Origin of the sequence: Paenibacillus oryziterrae (genome assembly GCF_042610485.1) — a bacterium.
GTDB lineage: Bacteria > Bacillota > Bacilli > Paenibacillales > Paenibacillaceae > Paenibacillus_AQ.
Genome location: NZ_JBGJZO010000010.1, coordinates 49,859 through 68,649 on the forward strand (window position 1 = coordinate 49,859; position 18,791 = coordinate 68,649).

At 47.5% G+C, this 18,791-nt stretch carries 14 protein-coding genes; 3 read left to right on the top strand and 11 right to left on the bottom strand.

Annotated elements, in window-relative coordinates; translation table 11 throughout:
• Window positions 1-105 precede the first annotated feature (105 nt).
• Window positions 106-1,179 (bottom strand): acyltransferase, encoded by a 1,074-nt coding sequence (locus ACAN55_RS12785; RefSeq protein ID WP_379133017.1) that lies wholly within the window; start codon window positions 1,177-1,179, stop codon window positions 106-108.
• Window positions 1,180-1,428: 249 nt separating this feature from the next.
• Window positions 1,429-3,324: a PrkA family serine protein kinase gene (locus ACAN55_RS12790; RefSeq protein ID WP_379133020.1), complete on the bottom strand. Its 1,896-nt coding sequence runs from the start codon at window positions 3,322-3,324 to the stop codon at window positions 1,429-1,431.
• Between the two features lie 161 nt (window positions 3,325-3,485).
• On the opposite strand from ACAN55_RS12790, the gene ACAN55_RS12795 reads away from it, so the two are divergent.
• Window positions 3,486-4,379 carry a DUF2161 family putative PD-(D/E)XK-type phosphodiesterase gene (locus ACAN55_RS12795; RefSeq protein ID WP_379133023.1) on the top strand — a complete coding sequence of 298 codons (894 nt, stop codon included), beginning with the start codon at window positions 3,486-3,488 and terminating at the stop codon, window positions 4,377-4,379.
• Here the strand turns inward: ACAN55_RS12795 and ACAN55_RS12800 are convergent.
• The 4 genes from ACAN55_RS12800 to ACAN55_RS12815 all read right to left on the bottom strand — a co-directional run bounded on the left by ACAN55_RS12800 (window position 4,309) and on the right by ACAN55_RS12815 (window position 10,188).
• Window positions 4,309-5,580 (bottom strand): DUF3999 family protein, encoded by a 1,272-nt coding sequence (locus ACAN55_RS12800; RefSeq protein WP_379133025.1) that lies wholly within the window; start codon window positions 5,578-5,580, stop codon window positions 4,309-4,311. The two genes, ACAN55_RS12795 and ACAN55_RS12800, sit on opposite strands and share 71 nt — an antisense overlap.
• Window positions 5,549-8,080 (bottom strand): DUF2339 domain-containing protein, encoded by a 2,532-nt coding sequence (locus tag ACAN55_RS12805; protein ID WP_379133028.1) that lies wholly within the window; start codon window positions 8,078-8,080, stop codon window positions 5,549-5,551. Before ACAN55_RS12805 ends, ACAN55_RS12800 begins: the two co-directional genes overlap by 32 nt.
• 165 nt (window positions 8,081-8,245) lie before the next feature.
• Window positions 8,246-9,463 (bottom strand): aminotransferase-like domain-containing protein, encoded by a 1,218-nt coding sequence (locus tag ACAN55_RS12810; protein ID WP_379133030.1) that lies wholly within the window; start codon window positions 9,461-9,463, stop codon window positions 8,246-8,248.
• Between the two features lie 68 nt (window positions 9,464-9,531).
• A complete protein-coding gene (locus ACAN55_RS12815) occupies window positions 9,532-10,188 on the bottom strand; it encodes a response regulator transcription factor (protein WP_379133033.1) in 657 nt (218 codons plus the stop codon).
• Between the two features lie 279 nt (window positions 10,189-10,467).
• Here ACAN55_RS12815 and ACAN55_RS12820 point away from each other — a divergent pair, with 279 nt between their 5' ends.
• Both ACAN55_RS12820 and ACAN55_RS12825 read left to right on the top strand, forming a co-directional pair.
• Entirely contained in the window at window positions 10,468-10,878 is a 411-nt protein-coding gene (locus tag ACAN55_RS12820) for a hypothetical protein (protein ID WP_379133036.1), read from the top strand.
• Window positions 10,875-11,939, top strand: a complete 1,065-nt coding sequence (locus tag ACAN55_RS12825) for a phosphodiester glycosidase family protein (protein ID WP_379133039.1) — start codon at window positions 10,875-10,877, stop codon at window positions 11,937-11,939. Before ACAN55_RS12820 ends, ACAN55_RS12825 begins: the two co-directional genes overlap by 4 nt.
• Window positions 11,940-12,274: 335 nt before the next feature.
• Here ACAN55_RS12825 and ACAN55_RS12830 read toward each other — a convergent pair whose 3' ends face one another.
• From ACAN55_RS12830 to ACAN55_RS12850, 5 genes are all read right to left on the bottom strand, one after another.
• Complete coding sequence (locus ACAN55_RS12830; protein WP_379133042.1) at window positions 12,275-12,529, bottom strand: AbrB/MazE/SpoVT family DNA-binding domain-containing protein; 255 nt, start codon at window positions 12,527-12,529, stop codon at window positions 12,275-12,277.
• A gap of 124 nt (window positions 12,530-12,653) precedes the next feature.
• A complete protein-coding gene (gene trmL / locus ACAN55_RS12835; protein ID WP_379133045.1) occupies window positions 12,654-13,118 on the bottom strand; it encodes a tRNA (uridine(34)/cytosine(34)/5-carboxymethylaminomethyluridine(34)-2'-O)-methyltransferase TrmL in 465 nt (154 codons plus the stop codon).
• An 81-nt stretch (window positions 13,119-13,199) separates the two neighbouring features.
• A complete protein-coding gene (gene serC / locus ACAN55_RS12840) occupies window positions 13,200-14,291 on the bottom strand; it encodes a 3-phosphoserine/phosphohydroxythreonine transaminase (RefSeq protein WP_379133288.1) in 1,092 nt (363 codons plus the stop codon).
• 106 nt (window positions 14,292-14,397) lie between these two features.
• Complete coding sequence (locus ACAN55_RS12845; RefSeq protein ID WP_379133048.1) at window positions 14,398-15,330, bottom strand: hypothetical protein; 933 nt, start codon at window positions 15,328-15,330, stop codon at window positions 14,398-14,400.
• Between the two features lie 60 nt (window positions 15,331-15,390).
• Window positions 15,391-18,129 (bottom strand): GH36-type glycosyl hydrolase domain-containing protein, encoded by a 2,739-nt coding sequence (locus ACAN55_RS12850; protein ID WP_379133051.1) that lies wholly within the window; start codon window positions 18,127-18,129, stop codon window positions 15,391-15,393.
• Window positions 18,130-18,791: the final 662 nt, after the last annotated feature.

Below are 18,791 nucleotides of genomic sequence, written 5' to 3' on the forward strand. Positions count from 1 at the left end.
CGTGAGGGAGCCAGCCTACAAAGGTTGACTCCCCCTTTTGTTTATTATAGAACCTTGAACTATCTTGCCTATTCATCAAATCAGCATCTTTCCACAGCTGGAGAATCACCCTAAAACATCACTTGTTGTAATGATTTCACCCTTTTTGCCTGTAGATTGGATAATCATTTGTTTTATTTTTTGGAGAATGAAATATGTAAGATACGAGATTGCGAAAATAAAAGGCGTATATAAAATTCGAATAATTACCATCTCTTTTATTATCGCTACATTCAACATATCCAACCCAAGATTAATCACGCTTATTATGAAAACATGCAGAATATATATTCCAAGAGAATGTGCTCCAATTCTTGATATTATTGAGTTTTTCCCAAGTGAACGATTATTTAGTGCAAATAAAAATATTGAAATTGTTAAAAAAATAGTGGAAATAAAATAACTACTAGGCGAATTCAATACAATACTTTCAACAACTTGTGTTGTGAAGAAAGCAATGATTAAAGTTATAAGTGTACTATTACTCAGCTTCACTTTAAGGCTCGGATAATACTTGGCAAAGTAAAACCCTAATGTGGTGTAAAACAGTCCAAAAAACAATGTGTCGAGTGTTGAGAAAGTAATATTAATTAAAGATAGGACAGCATATGCTTGACCAAAAAGTCCAACTACATTCAGCACCAAACTTATGATCATCAAGAGATTTATTCTTCCGATTCTATAAAAGCTATATAAAATAAGAACGCTCCAGAATAATGAAGGCAAGAACCACAATTGGTAACCGCTCGACACTGTTCCATAATAAAACACATTTAGAAAGCTAAAGCTGTCCTTAAAATAATCAGCTAAACCCTGAAGTATGTTAGTTCCGTTCTGAATGTTAACGAGGGTTAAAACGCTTGTGTCATACCATACATAGAAAAGAATGCACCATCCATAGATTTTAACTAATTTAAAAATGTAACTCTTCACATAAGATAAACATTCACTTGTGCCAGTACTGTTTATTAATTTTAGTCCAATGAAATAACCGGAAGCCACAAAGAAAAACGGAACCGAAAATCTGGATAGAGCATTCAGAATTAAACCTAACTGTGTGTCCACTGAGGTTGTATGAATAACCACGACAGCTAGTATTGCGAAAAATTTAATATAATCTATTGAATAAACTCTACCCATAACGGATAACCCACCATCCTCATTTTATGTTTATTAACTAGATTTCTCACGGATAAGCATTGTGATTATAGCATTCTGTTTTTAAGGTTTATGTCATTTCTTGTAAGACGATTCGGATTATTTATAACTCACGACCTCAACATAGGTTAGAGCCTACGCTAGGCGCACTAAAAAAGCCGCCCGAAGGCGGCTGTAACATAATCTTTCTTGTCTCATCACATTAGAAGTGTCTCATCGCTAACGGCTCCATTACCGGTTCAACAGACTTCCCACATACCGCAGCAGCTCGTTGGCACAGGTCGGGCAGTAGCCGTGGCCGTCCATGAGTCTGGCGCAGACCTCGTTGATCCGCTTCAGTTGGCTCTCATCCGGTGTTTTGGAGGAGGTGGTGATCTTGACGATGTCCTTCAGGTCCGTGAAGAGCTTCTTCTCGATCGCTTCCCGCAGCCGGTCGTGATTGCTGTATTCGAACTTCTTCCCTTTACGGGAATAGGATGAAATCCGGATCAATATTTCCTCGCGGAAGGCCTTCTTGGCATTCTCCGAAATGCCGATCTGCTCCTCGATGGAACGCATCAGCCGCTCATCCGGCTCCATCTCCTCATCGGTCAGCGGATCGCGAATTTTGGTCCAATTGCAGAATGCCTCGATATTATCCAGATAATTCTCGAACAGCGTTTTGGCCGATTCCTCAAAAGAGTACACGAATGCCTTCTGCACTTCGCTTTTGGCGAGAATATCATATTCCTTGCGGGCAATGGAGATGAAGTTCAGATAACGCTCCCGCTCTTCTTTCGTAATGGAAGGATGCTGGTCCAGACCGTCCTTGATCGCCCGCAGAACATCCAGTGCATTCATGCACTGCAAGTTGCCTTTAATCAGCGCACTGGAGATGCGGTTAATGACGTAGCGCGGGTCGATCCCTGACATGCCTTCATCCAGGAACTCAGTCTGCATTTCCTTAAGATCCGCTTCCTTATAGCCTTCGACCTCTTCGCCGTCGTACATCCGCAGTTTTTTAACCAGATCCATACCCTGCTTCTTGCTCTCCTTCAGGCGGGTCAGGATGGAGAATATCGCTGCTGCACGCAGCGCATGAGGTGCGATATGAACATGCTTCATATCACTCTGGCCAATCAGTTTGGCGTATATTTTCTCTTCTTCAGATACCTTAAGGTTGTATGGCACCGGCATGACAATCATCCGCGACTGGAGTGCTTCATTTTTTTTGTTAGAGATAAAGGACTTATACTCAGTTTCATTAGTATGGGCAATGATCATTTCATCCGCTGAGATTAACGCGAACCGTCCGGCCTTGAAATTCCCCTCTTGAGTCAGCGACAGCAGATTCCATAAGAATTTCTCATCGCATTTCAGCATCTCTTGGAATTCCATCAGCCCGCGGTTGGCCTTGTTCAGCTCTCCGTCAAAACGGTACGCACGCGGGTCCGACTCCGAGCCATATTCGGTAATCGTCGAGAAGTCGATGCTTCCTGTCAAGTCGGCAATATCCTGGGATTTCGGATCGGACGGGCTGAAGGTTCCAATGCCGACGCGTTCCTCCTCGGACAGCAGCACTCGAACCACTCCGACCTTCTCGATGTCGCCGCCATATTCATTTTTGAGGCGCATCTGGCAGGAAGGGCATAAATTGCCCTCAATCCGGACGTCCAGCGCACGCTCAATGTCAGGTCGCAGCTCCAGCGGAATCAAATGCAGCGGATCTTCATGCATCGGGCAGCCATCAATCGCGTAGACAGCGCCTTGTTCCGTCCTTGAGTACTGTTCCAATCCGCGCTTGAGCAATGTAACGAGAGTGGATTTACCACCACTGACAGGACCCATCAGGAGCAGGATCCGTTTGCGTACATCCAGCCTCCGCGCAGCAGAGTGGAAATATTCCTCCACCAGCTTTTCCACTGCCCGGTCCAGCCCGAAAATTTCCTGCTCGAAAAATTTATACCGTTTGCGTCCGTTGATTTCCTCGACACCATGCGACTTGATCATGTCATACACCCGGGCGTGGGCAGTCTTGGCGGGAGAAGGGTCTTTCTTAAGCAGTTCTATATACTCCTTGAAGGTTCCGTTCCACGCCATGCGCTCGTTCTCAGCCCGATATGAAGCTATACGCTCAAATATGTCCATTGCTCGCTGCCTCCTCACCTTGCGCTCCAATTGCCGAATTAGCATTCAAAAGTGTATTACATAACTATGCGGGGAGCGCGGAATAGTTGACCTCTTTTTTGCTGTGCTATAATAGAGAACATGGAAATGTACGTAAGATTAGGCTTTAGGAGTGACGATCGATGGCCGTACGGCATGAAACGGAGCTGTATGCTCCTTTAAAGGTTTTTTTTGAGAAGCAGGGATATTCGATCAAAGGAGAAGTGCGGACCTGCGATTTGGTGGGGATTCGTGAAGGTGAGAAACAGCCTCTTATCGTGGAAATGAAGAAATCCTTCAACCTCTCCCTGCTACTGCAGGGAGTTGAACGGCTGAAGCTTAGCACCAACGTGTATCTGGCTGTTGAACGTGTCCGTGACAAGAAAGGGGCGGTCAACCAGCGCTGGAGTGAGCTCAGCGAACTGTGCCGCCGCCTGGGACTTGGACTTATTACGGTTATCTTCTACAAGACCAAGGCCCCCCTGGTCGAGGTATTGGTTGAAGCAGGGGACATCCCGCCCCTTCGCCGCACCGGCGGCAAACGCCAGGAACGACTGCTGTATGAATTCCATGAACGCAGTGGCGATTACAACATCGGCGGGAGCAGCAAGGTGAAGCTGGTCACCGCTTACCGAGAGAAGGCGCTGCGTGTGGTCGCTGCTCTATATGCACTGGAGAATGAAGCCCGTATTAAGGAATTGCCATCCGCCAGCAAGGATGTCCTTTCAATTACCACTGATAAACCGACCGGGAAAAAAGCTTCCCGCAAAGCCGCATCAACGCCGCAGGCTGGTATTACCCCGGCTGCGTTACGCAAAAGCAGCGGTGTACCTATAGCGGCCGCCATACTTCAGAATAATTATTACGGCTGGTTTATCCGTGTCGCACGGGGACGTTATTCCCTAACTCCCGCTGGTGTGGAGGCATTATCGGAATACTCCGCGATTACAATCAGCCATCAGGCCCCTAATCCTTCTTCATTTTACGAATCAGAAGGGTCACAAGCAGCAGTGAAACAGCCACAATCAGGATATTGAAGACTACCTTACCGCTAACCGGCCCGGATTTCGGTTTAGGTTCAGGTGTTGCCGCAGCAAACTCCGCACCAAGCTTGGCAGCAGCAACCTCTTCCCCAGCAATTTGCGTTCTGAACTTCACGATATCATACTGCGGTGTGGATGCAGCGGAATTCCCGTACAGCAGCCGGTAAGGTCCTTGTCCGGTTTCGGCAAAAACCAGCTTATCCACCAAATATTCCGTCCGTACATTGGTGATCTCCAGCGGAGTATCATCCCCGTTGGAGACTGTTATTGTGAAAGAGGGACTGCTGATCGGCTCAAGCGCCACAATATCGGTTCCTGTGATTTGGACATCCTTGAAATCAAGACGGTACAGTTCCCCGTTCCCTTCCACCGCAATATTACTTCCGCTCTCATCTCTTACTTCATATCTGCGGGAGAAATTACCGCCGCTCCCGACAGACACCTTCGTCACTTTTAACCGATCCCCGTTATTGATGACGATTCGGGTCAGCCCCGGCTCCTCCTTAACCTCGTACTGCGGTGTTCCCGCCCGCTTGAAGTCTGTACTCTTCACTTCCGACGTGCGATGAAGGAGCTGAAGGCTCGGGAAATCGAGATCCTCCACATTATTCTTCACGGAGAGCCGGTAATAGCCGTATTTATAAATGGCGCCAAGTTCTACACTATTCTTCTCCACCCCACCTGTGCGATACAGATCATCCTTGATCAGATCCTCCCACGTAATACCGTCATAGCTGCCAAAGACCTGAACATGCTTTAAAAATGACTCCCCAGGCAAAGTAAAGATCAGCTTATTCCCCTGAATATCCGTGTTCAGCTGCAAAGGGGTAACCGCGTAGTCAATCAAAGTTTCTTGCTGCTTCTTTTCTTTATGTACCTGTGTAGCTGCATAGATAATGTTCTGCTCTACCGCAGCTTCTCTGCCGCTTTCGATGAAAAAGGGGACAAATCCCCCTCCAGAGTCAGCAATCCGCAGATCCCTTAAATCACCGGCTGCTTTCGCGTACACTTCTTCATCCAGGTACAGCTCATGGTATTTCCCGGAAGCCTCTGTCTGAAGCGGCTTGGAGAACTTCCACAGCTCCAAACTTTGATCGGGGGCAGAAGCCCGCGAATTCGGGGAATTCAGTCCCAAGAAGAGACAAAGCGCCACTGTAATTACCTTAATGTTTCTGATCGCTCTCTGCCCCGCCACGAGACTCCCCCATTCTTCCTGATACTTTTTGATAAATATAAGAAATGCCCAAGAGACAAACCCCAAAGCTGAAGTAGGCGGCAATCTTGCTGCCGGAAGTGAGCAGGCTTAAATCGTACAGCAGCAGCTTTCCTGTCGACAGCAAAGTTAGTCCAAGACCAAAACGGCGGATATAGACATACCTCTTACGGAAGCCATACATGATATACAGCACGGCTAGCAGTAAATAGATCAGGCTGAAGGTCAATCCCACATCTCCCAGACGGAGCTGCACGCTTAAGAATGCGGTTATGATCCCGAGCAGATATACAGCTAAGATGACTGGGTAGAACTCCATGTTCTTATACTTTCTGCGGATTTCTGATTTCAGCAGGTCGCGGCCACTGAACAGGACGAACAGGTTAAACGCAATAAGAATTCCGAGCGCGATATAGTCGGCTGCTGTATTCGCACCACGGTCCAGATGCAGAGTCGGCAGCCCAATCGTTACAGCAATACAAATGACATAGCTGATTACATACAGTACCAGCGAGTAGTATTTGACGAAAGTATCGTAGAGCACCCTTACTTTAGGGAGCACATAAGCCATCCCTATGGTGACTGCGGCAGACAATAACAGGTCATAAAAACGATAATGAGAGTAATCTTCCGGGATAGCCAGCTCGTATAAATGTCTGCTTTCATACAGCAGGTAGAACCAGAGGTTCAACAGTGCAGCATATCTAAACAGCACCGTTAGCTTAACTTCAGAAGGTCCACTGTACACCAGGTAATCCTTATGTTGATGGCGGAAGGCATACAGAAGTGCGACAATGAGCATCCCCGCTGTAATGAAAGTATATTTAAGCGCAAAATAACGGTCCCCGGATTCCAGCAGCGAGAAGTCTGCCTGCAATGGCACATTGAACCCGAAGAACGAACCCAGACACAGCAGCAGAAGCCCCCAGCCGGCTCTCTCCAATCCCTTAAAACGGTTCAGATTTCCGTATACGATCAAGACCACCGCTTCCACGAGCCAGCCCATGGACCACCAAACCGCTCCGAATTGAAACGGGATCATTAATACGGCAAATGTAAGTGAAATGGAGTAGAACAGCAGAATGCTCTCTTTTTCCTGCTTCATCACCTTTTCCAGAATCCAGCCCAGTCCGAAATACATCAGGCAGAACAATAAGGCAAGCCCACCCTTGTACTCTTCCAGTCCACTGCTGATAAACAGCACATAGAGCGTAACGCAGCTGACCAGCGTATTGGTACCGAGTAAGGAGAAATCCCACCAGGACAGCTTGGAACGGAATTTGAACGGATACCAGAGTGTGATCACAAGATACATTGCAAAAATCGTCACCGCATACAGCATGCTCACAAAATCACTATCCGAGAGACTAATCAGCAGCAGCATGGAAGGCGTATTGAACAGGAAACTGATGTAGTTGACGATGACCCACCGTTTCCGCAAAGAAATCAGCAGGATAGACAAATTCAGCAGGAACAAATAACCCATCGCGGCAAAGACCGCATTGCCCTCTAGTCCAAATGCGCCTATATAGGAAAATAACGGCAGATACCCTCCGATTAGGGCCAGGGAACAAATACTCCTCGACTGATACCTCAGAGATAACAGTACAGCTGTTAACGTAACCAGCACGGATAAAGATAAACCGGTATAGATACTTATAATCTCCAGCAAAAAGTAGCTGTAAAAAATAGAGCCATACAGCACGGAAATCCCGCCGCCCAGCAGTCCGAGGGCGAAGGTTCCTCTCCCTTTACGGAACAGCCACTCTCCCCCGGCAAGCATTAGCGCACCGAGCAGAAAGAAGGCACTTCCCTTCATGTAGCCCGAGAACCAGTTGGAATACGAATACTTGAAAGCCGCACCGACACCCAGAATAATTAGCAGGATGCCCAGCCGGTTAATCCATCCGAGCCCGATCTTCATCTCGATCCGGTTCTGAAGCCTTCTGCGCCGGATGATTTCTTCACTGATGTTCTCACCGGCTAGTTCATCAAGACCGCCGTCTATTTCAGAGCGCGCTTTGTTCTCCGTCTCACTTTTCATCTGCCGCTGAAGCATGACTTTTTGGTTAATTTCTGCACTGAGCTGTTCCAGACGTCCGGTAATTTCTTCTTTGTCCTCCGACAATTGACGGGAAGCGAATGCATACATCCGTTCCAGCCGATGCTTGGCCATTTGTTCAAAGGCGGTCAGCCGATCACCGTAAGCTTTGCTTTGGGATGCAAAATAGGTGTGAAGCTTCTCCCGGGATACCTTGAGGATATTCAGCTTCTCGTCGAGCATCTGCTCGGCCAGCGCCGTACGAAGCTCGTTATTCTCCTGTCTTAGCTTTTCCGAATCCGATTGAAGCGCAGTGAGCTTAACCTTGTATTCCTCCAGCCGGTTCTTCAAAAGCTCATGTTCATTAACCAGATCATTGGATTCATATTCGGCGACCAATGCCTGGTACTCTTTAATAAGAGATTCATGCTGATCTTTCATGCTCCTGAGGCGGTCTTTAAATAGCGTCATCGCTTCCCCCACTACTCGTTATGGTTAATATTCTCATTTTACTATGATGCTGGTATTAAATACATCTTAAACTAAAAAGACCTTCCCAAGCTTACTTCTCGGGAGAGGCCTTTTGTGATGTTCTATTACGAATACTTAGTTTCGGGCAGTGAATTCCTTAACCGCCTCACTCATGAGGTTCATGCCTAGCAGGAGTTCATCTCTGCCGGGATGGCTGAAGTTCAGGCGGATATAGTTCCCCCCGCCCTCTGCACTGCACAAAGTTCCCGGCATAAAGGCTACGCCTTTGCCAAGCGCACATTTGAGCAGCGAATTAGCTTCCAAACCGGGAGGAAGCATCACCCATAGGAACATGCCGCCTTTAGGAAGATGGTACGAGCTGTCTTTCCAGGCTGGACGCTTCAGAAGCTCTGCCATCAGCTTCAGTCTGGTATGATACTCACGGTTCAGAAGCGCAATATGCTCCCGGAGATCAAAGGCTGAGACATCCAGCAAATGATGTAGCAGCTGCTGATTCAAGGAGCTGGACTGCCAGTCTGCCATTCCTTTCGCTGCCGCCATCATGGAGATCAGTTCCGGACTACCGGTTGCCCAGCCCGTCCGCAGCGCTGGCGCAACGGTCTTGCTGAACGAGCCGATATATAACACATGCCCGCCTTCACTGACGTTCTCCAGTGCATACAGAGACGGGTATTTCTTAGCCGGAGGCAGGTCGTATTTCTCAAAATGCAGATCACCATAGGAATCATCCTCGACGATGAGCACGTCATGCGCACTGCACAGCTCCAGTACCTCATTACGCCGCTGCAGGCTCCAGAGGATCCCGCTGGGATTCGTGAAGCTAGGTGTAGCAAACAGCATTTTGGGACGGTATTTCCGGATCTGCTCCCGTAAATGTTCGGGATCCAGCCCCTCATGGTCTCCCTGTACCGGAATAATAAGAGCTCCCTGCATCCGCAGTGCCTGAAGGCAGCCCGGCGATGTCGGGTGTTCTACGAGTACACGGTCACCTGGGTCAATGTAGACCCGGGCAAGCAAATCTACAGCCTGCTGGCTTCCGGTTGTCAGCAGAACGCCTCCACCCGCAACATTTACTCCTTTGCCTCTAAACCAATCTCCGGTGAGCCATTCCCGAAGCGGCCCATAGCCCGCAGGATCACCATACTGGAGCGCGGTGGCATTGGCTGAAATGACATTGGATGCGGCCTCCGCGAGTAGCGACAACGGGAATAATTCTTCTGCCGGCAATTCTTCTGCAAGTGAAATGAGCGTGCCTCTTCTTGTCTGGGTTCTAATACTTAACAACGGTGACGATAACAGGGTATGTGCACGAGCGGAAAACTCATATTTCAATAGGACGCCCCCCTTCCTTGGTACCAAGAATATTCCCGCCGGAACGGCATTATGTCGCCCTTCTGAGCTTACGCGTACCTTTGCTTGTTTTGTCTTGAGAATAGGGCGTATTTCTCGATTGCCTGTGCCCGTGTGGTAACGTTTAACTTCACATATATCTTCCGGAGATAATTGTCGATGGAGCGGCGGCTTACTTCGATCTCCTGAGCAATCTTGTCATAGGTAATCCCCTGTACAATACGATCCATTATAAATGATTCTGTTGGAGTCAGCAGCAATATGCCCTCATATGCCTGCGCAGAGGAAACCGGCAGCAGACCTTTGCTCACCCAATCCAGCGGCAGGGAGAGATAACCTTCCCTAAGCCCTTTAATCAGCTGCAGTAATTGACTCGGTGATGATCTTTTGGATAAAAGACCGCTGGCTCCCAATCCGAGAAGCGGCTGGAGAAGCTCCACAGCATCATCGTCTGTCATAATGACAAAATGGGTCGAAGGAACGCTTTTTTTCAAATCCATCAAAATACTTTCTACATCGCCTTCCGGCATCCGGTAATCCATTAGAACTAATTCCGGCTGCTCTTCCTTCACAATTTCTATACATTCGCTCCACGTTGTGCACATGGACGATACGCTTAACTCCCCTTCTTCTTCCAAAATCAATTTTGCCCCCAGCATGCTGGTAGGATGACATCCTACCAAAACCACCTGCCATACCTCGACCATTGACGCCTAGACCTCCTGCTATTATGTATTTACCCAGATTGGAAACGCCGCAGCGACTCCGGATTAACGCAAGCAAGGAAGCATGATGACTTGTCCGATAATTCCTTCTTTTGACCTTGTGTACGTCCATCAGAAATTCCATTCTATAGTAATTTTAGCGCAGTAGTTTCATAGGATGCAATTACTTTTTACCCATATTCTTCATTCTTTCATTTTTGCGAAAATACTGGAACTCTGATAGAATGGGAACTTGAAAAAAACATAGCTTGAGGTGATAACATGCAGTCGTCAACGGAAACGGCCCCGGCACATTCACGCCGCTCGACTACAGCGAGAAGCGGATCTTCCGTTAAATGGTTTTTGTTATTCTGGATCGTGCTAATAGCTGCCAGTGTTTATGCGGTTTATAGCTATACGAATCATTTAAAGGAACAGGTGCTGACCGAGCTTGGCCGCCAGACTGAGCAGCAGCTTCAGAGTCTTCAAAGTGATTACGAGGGCAAAATCGCTGTACTTTCTTCCCAAGTACAAGAGCTACAGAGCACGGTGGAATCTTTTAATGAGCTATTAACGTTTACCAAAGATAACGCCAGTGCCAAAACAGATAATAGCAATAAACTATACACGCAGCTTAGTGAAGTTAACAAACAGCTTGAAGCTTTGAAGAAAGAGATGGACTTATTGAAATGATTACTCCCGTCAAAAGAGTCAACCGCTTCTTCATGCTTATCCTAGCGCCTTTTATCGGCTTGATTATATGCCTGATGCTCTATCAGCCCCCGCTTCAGCTGGATTTGCAGGTAGAGCATTACCTGCCGCCAGAGGGGCCCCTAGAAACTACAGAGGCACTCAAGGTTGATCTGATTAAGGCTCAGGCTGCTGCTGCATATACCATCGATTCCGTGAGCGCCAGCGCGAAGCTGTACAAGCAGACAACAACAAGCATGAATGCTCTGGTGAAGACGGCTAGAACCCAGGCAGCCCGCCCGGAATTTATCTATAACCGCCGGATTACAGCCAAGCTTGGATTTCCTTCTGAAGTGATCAACAGTGACCGCATTTCCATTGAGCTGTACCGCTTGAATCCGGGAACCTATAAAGGTTATGCCATGAAGATCAAGCTGAAGGACCCTTCGGCTATGACAATGAGCGTTGGGCAGAACGGCAACGGCTCGGAGACTACGATGCAGGCGGTAAGCCGCCATGGGGCTATTGCGGGTATTAATGCCGGAGGTTTTGCTGACAAAGGCGGGAAACGTTATCCGCTCAGTACAACCATTGTCGGTGGTCACTATCTTAACGGATTCGAATCCAGTTATAAGGATCTAAGTTTTGTCGGGCTTAATTCCTCCGGGAAGCTGATTGGCGGTAAATTTTACAGCCAAGAGCAGCTTGACCGCTTGAATCCGGCTTTTGGGGCTACCTTTGTACCTGTCCTGCTAAAGAACAACGTCAAAGTTCCTATACCTGATAAATGGAAAGTCAGCCCCAAACGGGCACCGCGTACCGTCATGGGTAAATATAAAGATGATCAGCTGCTGATCCTGGTAGCCGACGGTTATAATGAGAATGGAAGTTCCGGGGCGACACTGGAGGAAATTCAAAATAAGCTCTACAGCATGGGTGTATTAGATGCTTATAATCTGGATGGCGGCGGTTCCTCTTCGCTTATCTTTAACGGCAGAGTCGTGAACAAGCCTTCCGATGGAAGACTTCGCCCCGTCCCGACAAGCTTTTTGTTCTTCAAATAAATCATAATGATTTGTCTATGGCACTTATCACATTTTCCGTTTATTTTTACAAAATAGCAGGTTATACTATAAGTAACGAATACAGTTATTTGGAGGTGTCCTGCATGTCTTTCTCACTGACCTTTTGGATCGTTACTATCGTGTTCCTTTTATTCCTGACCGGTATACTCACTGCTTCCTACAATGAAGACAAGACCAAGGGACTATAAGCTCCAGAACGGATCAAGGCATAATCAACACCTATTCCTATACGTAACAAAAGAAAGAGCGCGGCTACGAAGTAGCGGCGCTCTTTCTTTGTTAAGTACAACCCCCGAAGGGTTTCACTCTCTGGCCTAAGCGTGTCTTTGCAATTGAGTCATTTCTGAAAGACAAGCAGCACAGATATAACGGTCCTTATATTCACTTACTTCTTCCATAGATCCGCAGAACACACATTTAGGACGGTATCTCTCCAAAATGATATGGTCGCCTTGAACCAGAATCTCTACCGGATCTCCTTCGTTCATTTGGTACCTCTTACGTAGTGATTTAGGTAGAACTATTCTACCGAGCTGATCCACTTTTCGAACTACACCAGCAGGTTTCATATCTAACTGACACCTCTCCTGTTCAACTATTTATAACTACATATTACTATTTTCGGCACAATAGTAAGATTTCGATAGAGTATTGTCGAATCCTGCTGAAAAAAACTAAAATCCGTGACTTCTTTTAGACAAGTTTCGGAAAATCCAGTTGACGGAGTGCTTCATACACAATAATTGCTGCAGAGTTCGATAAGTTTAGGGATCGTACCGCATCACTCATCGGCATCCGAATGCAGGTCTCTTTGCCTGCTTCCAGAATATCCGAAGGCAGTCCTTTCGTCTCCTTACCGAACACGAAAAAGTCACCATCTCTGTAGGCGAAATCACTATATCTTTTCTCCGCCTTGGTGGTGGCATAAAAGAATCGGCTGTCCGGGTATTGCTCTAATACCTCGGCAAACGAATCGTGATATTCAAGGTTTACAGCATGCCAATAATCCAGACCTGCCCGTTTTAAAGCTGCGTCATCCGTACGAAATCCTAGCGGTCGTACCAGATGAAGATGAACACCTGTTGCCGCACAAGTACGTGAGATGTTTCCGGTGTTCGCCGGAATTTCCGGTTCCACCAATACGATGTGTAATGCCATGTTGAAGCTCCTTCTCTGTATGTAGGTCCATAATTGTAGAAAGTCTCCCGCCGCACGGCGGAAGACTGGGGATCAAATATTTTAACCTTGGCTTTGACGGAAATGATTCATGAAATCAACTAATGCCTTTACGCTCTCGTAAGGAACAGCATTATAGATCGAAGCCCGAAGACCGCCCACACTGCGGTGGCCTTTGAGTCCAATGAAACCTTCCTTCTCAGAAGCCTTAATGAACTGTTTCTCCAACTCTTCCGATTGCATCCGGAAGGTTACGTTCATAATGGATCGGCTGCCAACCTCAGCTACACCACGGTAGAATCCGTCACTTCCATCGATTGTATTATACAGCAGACCCGCTTTATCACGGTTTTTAGCTTCTACACCGGCGAGTCCACCTTGCTCTTCAATCCACTTCAACACTTCGTTCACCATATAAATGGAGAAGGATGGTGGTGTGTTGTAGAGCGAGCTGTTTTTGTAATGGGTGTTATATCGCAGGATTGTCGGAATCGTCGAAGGTGACTCAGCGATCATCTCTTCCTTCGCAATAACTACCGTAACTCCGGATGGCCCCAGATTCTTTTGAGCACCTGCATAAATCAGGCCGAATTTCGTAACATCAAAAGCACGGCTCAGAATGTCACTGGACATGTCGGCAATGAGCGGAATGGAGCCGGCATCAGGGAACTCGGAATATTGGGTTCCTTCAATGGTCTCATTGGAGGTAACGTGAAGATACGCGGCATTGTCTGCCGCCTTGATCGAACTCAAATCCGGAATGGCGAGAAAGGATTTATCTTCTGATGAAGCGGCTACATGGGCGCCTCCGGCCAATTTGGCTTCTTTATACGCCTTGTCTGCCCAGCTTCCGGTCATTACATAACTGCCTACCTGGCCGGCAGAGATAAAGTTCATCGGAATCATGGCGAACTGGGTACTGGCACCGCCTTGCAGGAACAGCACCTTGTAACCTTCAGGATTGCCGAGGAGGGACAGCAGACGTGCCTGTGCTTCATTATGCACAGATTCGTATATAGCCCCGCGATGTGACATCTCCATAATTGACATTCCGCTCTCACGAAAATCGACGAACTCCGCTTGCGCGCGTTCCAACACTTCTAACGGCAGCGCCGCTGGACCAGCATTAAAATTGTATGCTCTCTTGCTCAAAATCTCTCCCCACCCTTTCTCTCCTCTGAATATGGATATGGTTATGATAGCAATAATCTTACTCACCAGCAAGTATAATTATTCACATGGACGGTTAGTTTAATCCCTTTTAGGCTGTGAAAAACTGATAGGTTCTATTCCAGGCAAGGCTTTGTCCCGGTGCCAAATCAATGTTAATGAAGACTTCCGGAGAAATGACATGTCTTTCGCCCCATAAAGCAATCTGCGAAACCTTGAAGTCTCCACTTTCCCGCACACCGGCTCCACTTGGCTTATGCAGCAGCTCCCAGTTAAACTCAGCTCCCGCCTTCTCGTAGCCCTTAAGTTTACAGTAAAAGGCTTTGTCCGGTGTTCTCTTCCAGCTTAGGGTGTCTTTATTTACGTGCAGCAGATCTGAAGTATATGAAGATTCCGGTTCCTCGATCTGCACATCACCAGGGAGCCTAAGCTCATAGTCGTTACCAACATCTTGTTTATTGATTCCAATGAAATTATGCACATACTCTTCAGTCTGAAAGGACAGTGAGCCTTTATTGCTCAGCTCATAAGCAATTGTCATTGTGTTGCCGTCCAGGGAAATCTTCTTAGTCTGATGGATAGCATACCCCCGGCATTCCAGAGGATACACCGTGTATTTCACCTCATGCGCAGAGACCTCCACATTCACCTTGAACGGATTGACCTGGTAATCAAAAAAGAACTGATAGGGCTGATTGTTCTGCTTCTGCAGCAACCCAATACCCGGTTTAGGAAACCAGCCACCTACAGGGGCTTTATCATACCCAATTGCCCGGGAAATGCCGAATTCATTACACAATCCGGCACCACCAGTTCCAGCGCCGGGGATCAGGCTTTCAGGCACGCAAAAGGTATGTCCACCATTCAATAAAGTCACCTGTTCTATAAATCCTGTCCAATCAAAACGGGAACCCTTATAGTCCCCTACATTGGCAATGTCAACGGTCAGAACTCCGTTCGATAACGTATACGCCATTAAGTCGCGTCCTTTCACCTTCAGGATATCAATTTCGCTGATTGTCAAAAGCGTCCGCTCCGCCGTAAACCGGGCGGAGCAGACGCCCCTTACTTCTGAATAGATATATTACATTACTGCTTCGATAATAATAGGGGCTCCAGCCAGCTGAGAAGTCAGTACCGAACGAGGAATGACAACACCACCCGCTTCCCTCTGCAGCTCAACCAAAGTGCCGTTAATGGACACAGAGGATATTTGATAATCTCCGTATTCCAGAAGATCTTTATTGGTATAAATAACTTTAAGCTGACGGTCAGCGAATAACGTCGAGATGGATGCTGTACCCTCCGCATCGAACTCCTCCCGGGTCAGCTTAGGTGCTAACAGCAGATCGCCAAGCTTACCTTTTACCCCGAAGACCTCCGTAACCATCGTTAACAGCAGCCAACTCGCTGATCCGGTCAAATAGGTATACATACCTCTACCTTGCTCATTAATGTATTCCGGGATTCCGGGATACATCCGGCTTACTTCAAAGTCTGCGCTGAGCTGATACAGCGAATCCAGCACTTTTCTGCCAGCCTTCACATAACCGCGTTTATAGAGTGCGTTACCATACATAATCGTCATATGGCTGAACATTGCGCCATTCTCTTTATGCCCAAACGCAAATCCGAACGCGCGGCCCAGATTCTGCTGAATTCCTCCAAAATTGGAGTTAAGTCGGTATCCGATTTTGTCATCCAGAAGATTCTCTTCAACAGCGGCAATAATCTGCGGTACCTGTTCGTCAGAAGCGGCATGGCCAAGCAGCGGGAATACCTGTCCAGTCAATGTCATACGGACACCTTCCTTGAACTGCCCTTCTACCCGTTCTCCATCATTATTGTAGTAACCGTTGAACCAGCCGCCTTCAGCGCCGTTATTTACCCATTCGTTTTGACGTAAGTGATTGAAGATCCATTCCGCCTTTTGCTCCAGATCCGCAGCTACCTGCTCAATATCAAGCGATAACTTCACTCCGCTCACCTTATTTGGTGCTTCGGCATAGTACCGCTCCAGTAATGCCAGCTTGCCGGAGACGGAATTATAATCAGCTTGTTCACCCAGCGAATCCAGAAGTATGGTGATTTCTTCCGCTACCTGAATGCTCTGCTGGCCCGTACGTTCTTTGAGATTGCGCAGCAGACGTGCCAGATCCAGAAGATTGCTTCCATAAAAAGAAGTGAACGTTACGCTCTCACCGCGGTCAGCGCCCATGTCCAATCCATCGTTCCAGTCTGCTCCTTCAAGCTTGATATTATTGTGTTCGCCTACATTGAAGAAAGGAACAAGATTCTGCAAGAGAATATGCTCAAGAATGGTACCTTTATAGATTTCACCTTCGGCTGTCTTCAGTTCGCTGCCGTCAGCAGGCAGTAGGGAAAGATCACGTTTCTTGCAGCGGTTCATGAAAGTATCCCGGAAATAAGACTGTTCCTGGTTCAAGAACTCCAAGTCACCGCTCTGATCCAAATACAGCATCGTTGTCATGAGCGGCCAGGCACCATGATCCATCCAGACCCGTGGAATATTATTACGGTCAGCAATAAACTCGCCGGGTTTTTGTCCGATAATGGTTGCGTTACTGCCATCAATCCGCACGCCTGCATAATTATTCAACAGCAGACTGCGCACATCAGCAGGTTCCATAATCAGCAGCGCCAGGCAATCCTGCCACAAATCGCGCCAGCCGCGTCCGCCGCGTCCATAGTCATGATAAGGCAGGAACGAGTTGCCGTATAATCTCCGGAGCACCGGCTGTAGGGTCACCCATTTCATCCATTGGTCCACAGAGTGATCACCAGTTTGGAACTCTACCGTGTTGACCTTCTCATTCCAGAACGTTTTAGTCTCCTCTAGCAGCCTATCAAAAGCTTCGGAAGAGCCGTATTTACTGATCAACGCCGGAATATCTATTCTGTTGTCTTCAATTGAAAGAGCCACTACATAGGAAGAACTCTCTCCAGGCAGTAATGTTACTCTTGCAAAGCGAAGTCCACCTATCGCCTCATAACCTTCTCTTGTTGAATCAGCACCTGACTCAGGTTCGCGGTTCAACACAACCGCCTCCGGCCAGTCCAAGCTCCCGCCTTCACCGATAAACTCTTCCTGAACCGGGAAGAATCCGACAGGGGCACTTCCGCTGCCTTCTGCTCCAAATACACCATAGGACGTATGATTAATGCGGTGTCCCCGCTCATCAAATGAAAGGGCAGGTTGTACTTCAACTCCATATTCGGACATGAAAATACGGTGAAGCAGGGAAGTCACATGTCTGTGATCACGGAGATCATCCGCAGAACGGGCATATAGCGGAATGGCAGCCGTAGGTGTCAGTTCAAGTGTTTCTTCGCCTGTATTCGTAAGTACTACTTTCATCAGTTCAACCTTATCATTCCCGGAAGGAACAAAGCTCGTAACCTGTGCCGTCAGGCCAAACTCCTTACTGCTGCGAGTGACACGATGCCAGAGGAATCCGGCCTCGAGTTCAGCTTCATCTGCTGCATTGCTGTAGAAGCCGGCATTCTGACGGGCAGAGTTCCCGGTAGCAGACCAAGCACCCTTTCCTTCTGCGTGCACCCAGAAATTACGGGAAGCACGGGAATTATGCAGATCCTCTACAGAAAGAGGCGGGCTAAGAAAAGTATTGTGGCCCGAGGTGGTTTGACCGTGCATTTTAGGACTCACAGTAGACATCATGCCGCCTTCATTAACTAGCGGAAAATATAAATAGCTGCTGCGGTCAGGCTCCTGAAGTCTGAACTCCCCGTTATTTCCGGTAAATTCCCAGCCTCGTGTAGATTTTTGATTCAATGTATTCATCCTCTCTAAACATTTCAGAAATCGGTTTCGTTAATCTGATTATTACATCGTTCGAATTCTTTGTAAAGCATTAAGCATAAATCCTATGATAATTGGCGATATATACACAAATCTCATATATATCAACACTTCTCGCCTGAAATGCTGCGCTGTAATTTTGCGATAATGAGCGTTATTTTTACGAAACTATTTTCGTAACTGTTTATTGGATACTATATTCATTGAATATTCTCTTAATTTATTATCAATTCAACCTACCTATAACGCACATCCCACCTTCATAGGGTCTGTTGCAGCTTGTTGCCTTAAGTAGGGAACAGGCTTAATAACCCAAGCTGAATCGCTCTGATGGCATTTAAGGCCTAAATTAGGGGCTGGTAGCTTCTAAGGGCAGAGAGTGACTCATAAAGGGGAAAGAAAGCTTGTTGGGAAGCAAAAGTCATGCTAAGCGTGTACGGATAGGTATAGCATGAACATTCATCAGACTAATAACTGCCGCCTGTCTCCGGAAGGCACGATATAGATTTACGTGCGAAGCAGAGTCACCCATTTATTAAGTCGGCTGAGGGGAAGAGAACGGGTGCGGGTGCGGGTGCGGGTGCGGGTGCGGGTGCGGGTGCGGGTGCGGGTGCGGGTGCGGGTGCGGGTGCGGGTGCGGGTGC

Bases quoted from the DNA above. Each gene is read 5' to 3' on its own strand.
- ACAN55_RS12815 (WP_379133033.1), bottom strand. From the start codon at position 10,188: ATGGTCGAGGTATGGCAGGTGGTTTTGGTAGGATGTCATCCTACCAGC.
- ACAN55_RS12805 (WP_379133028.1), bottom strand. From the start codon at position 8,080: ATGAAAGATCAGCATGAATCTCTTATTAAAGAGTACCAGGCATTGGTC.
- ACAN55_RS12785 (WP_379133017.1), bottom strand. From the start codon at position 1,179: ATGGGTAGAGTTTATTCAATAGATTATATTAAATTTTTCGCAATACTA.
- ACAN55_RS12830 (WP_379133042.1), bottom strand. From the start codon at position 12,529: ATGAAACCTGCTGGTGTAGTTCGAAAAGTGGATCAGCTCGGTAGAATA.
- ACAN55_RS12820 (WP_379133036.1), top strand. From the start codon at position 10,468: ATGCAGTCGTCAACGGAAACGGCCCCGGCACATTCACGCCGCTCGACT.
- ACAN55_RS12825 (WP_379133039.1), top strand. From the start codon at position 10,875: ATGATTACTCCCGTCAAAAGAGTCAACCGCTTCTTCATGCTTATCCTA.
- ACAN55_RS12795 (WP_379133023.1), top strand. From the start codon at position 3,486: ATGGCCGTACGGCATGAAACGGAGCTGTATGCTCCTTTAAAGGTTTTT.
- trmL (WP_379133045.1), bottom strand. From the start codon at position 13,118: ATGGCATTACACATCGTATTGGTGGAACCGGAAATTCCGGCGAACACC.
- ACAN55_RS12790 (WP_379133020.1), bottom strand. From the start codon at position 3,324: ATGGACATATTTGAGCGTATAGCTTCATATCGGGCTGAGAACGAGCGC.
- ACAN55_RS12850 (WP_379133051.1), bottom strand. From the start codon at position 18,129: ATGAATACATTGAATCAAAAATCTACACGAGGCTGGGAATTTACCGGA.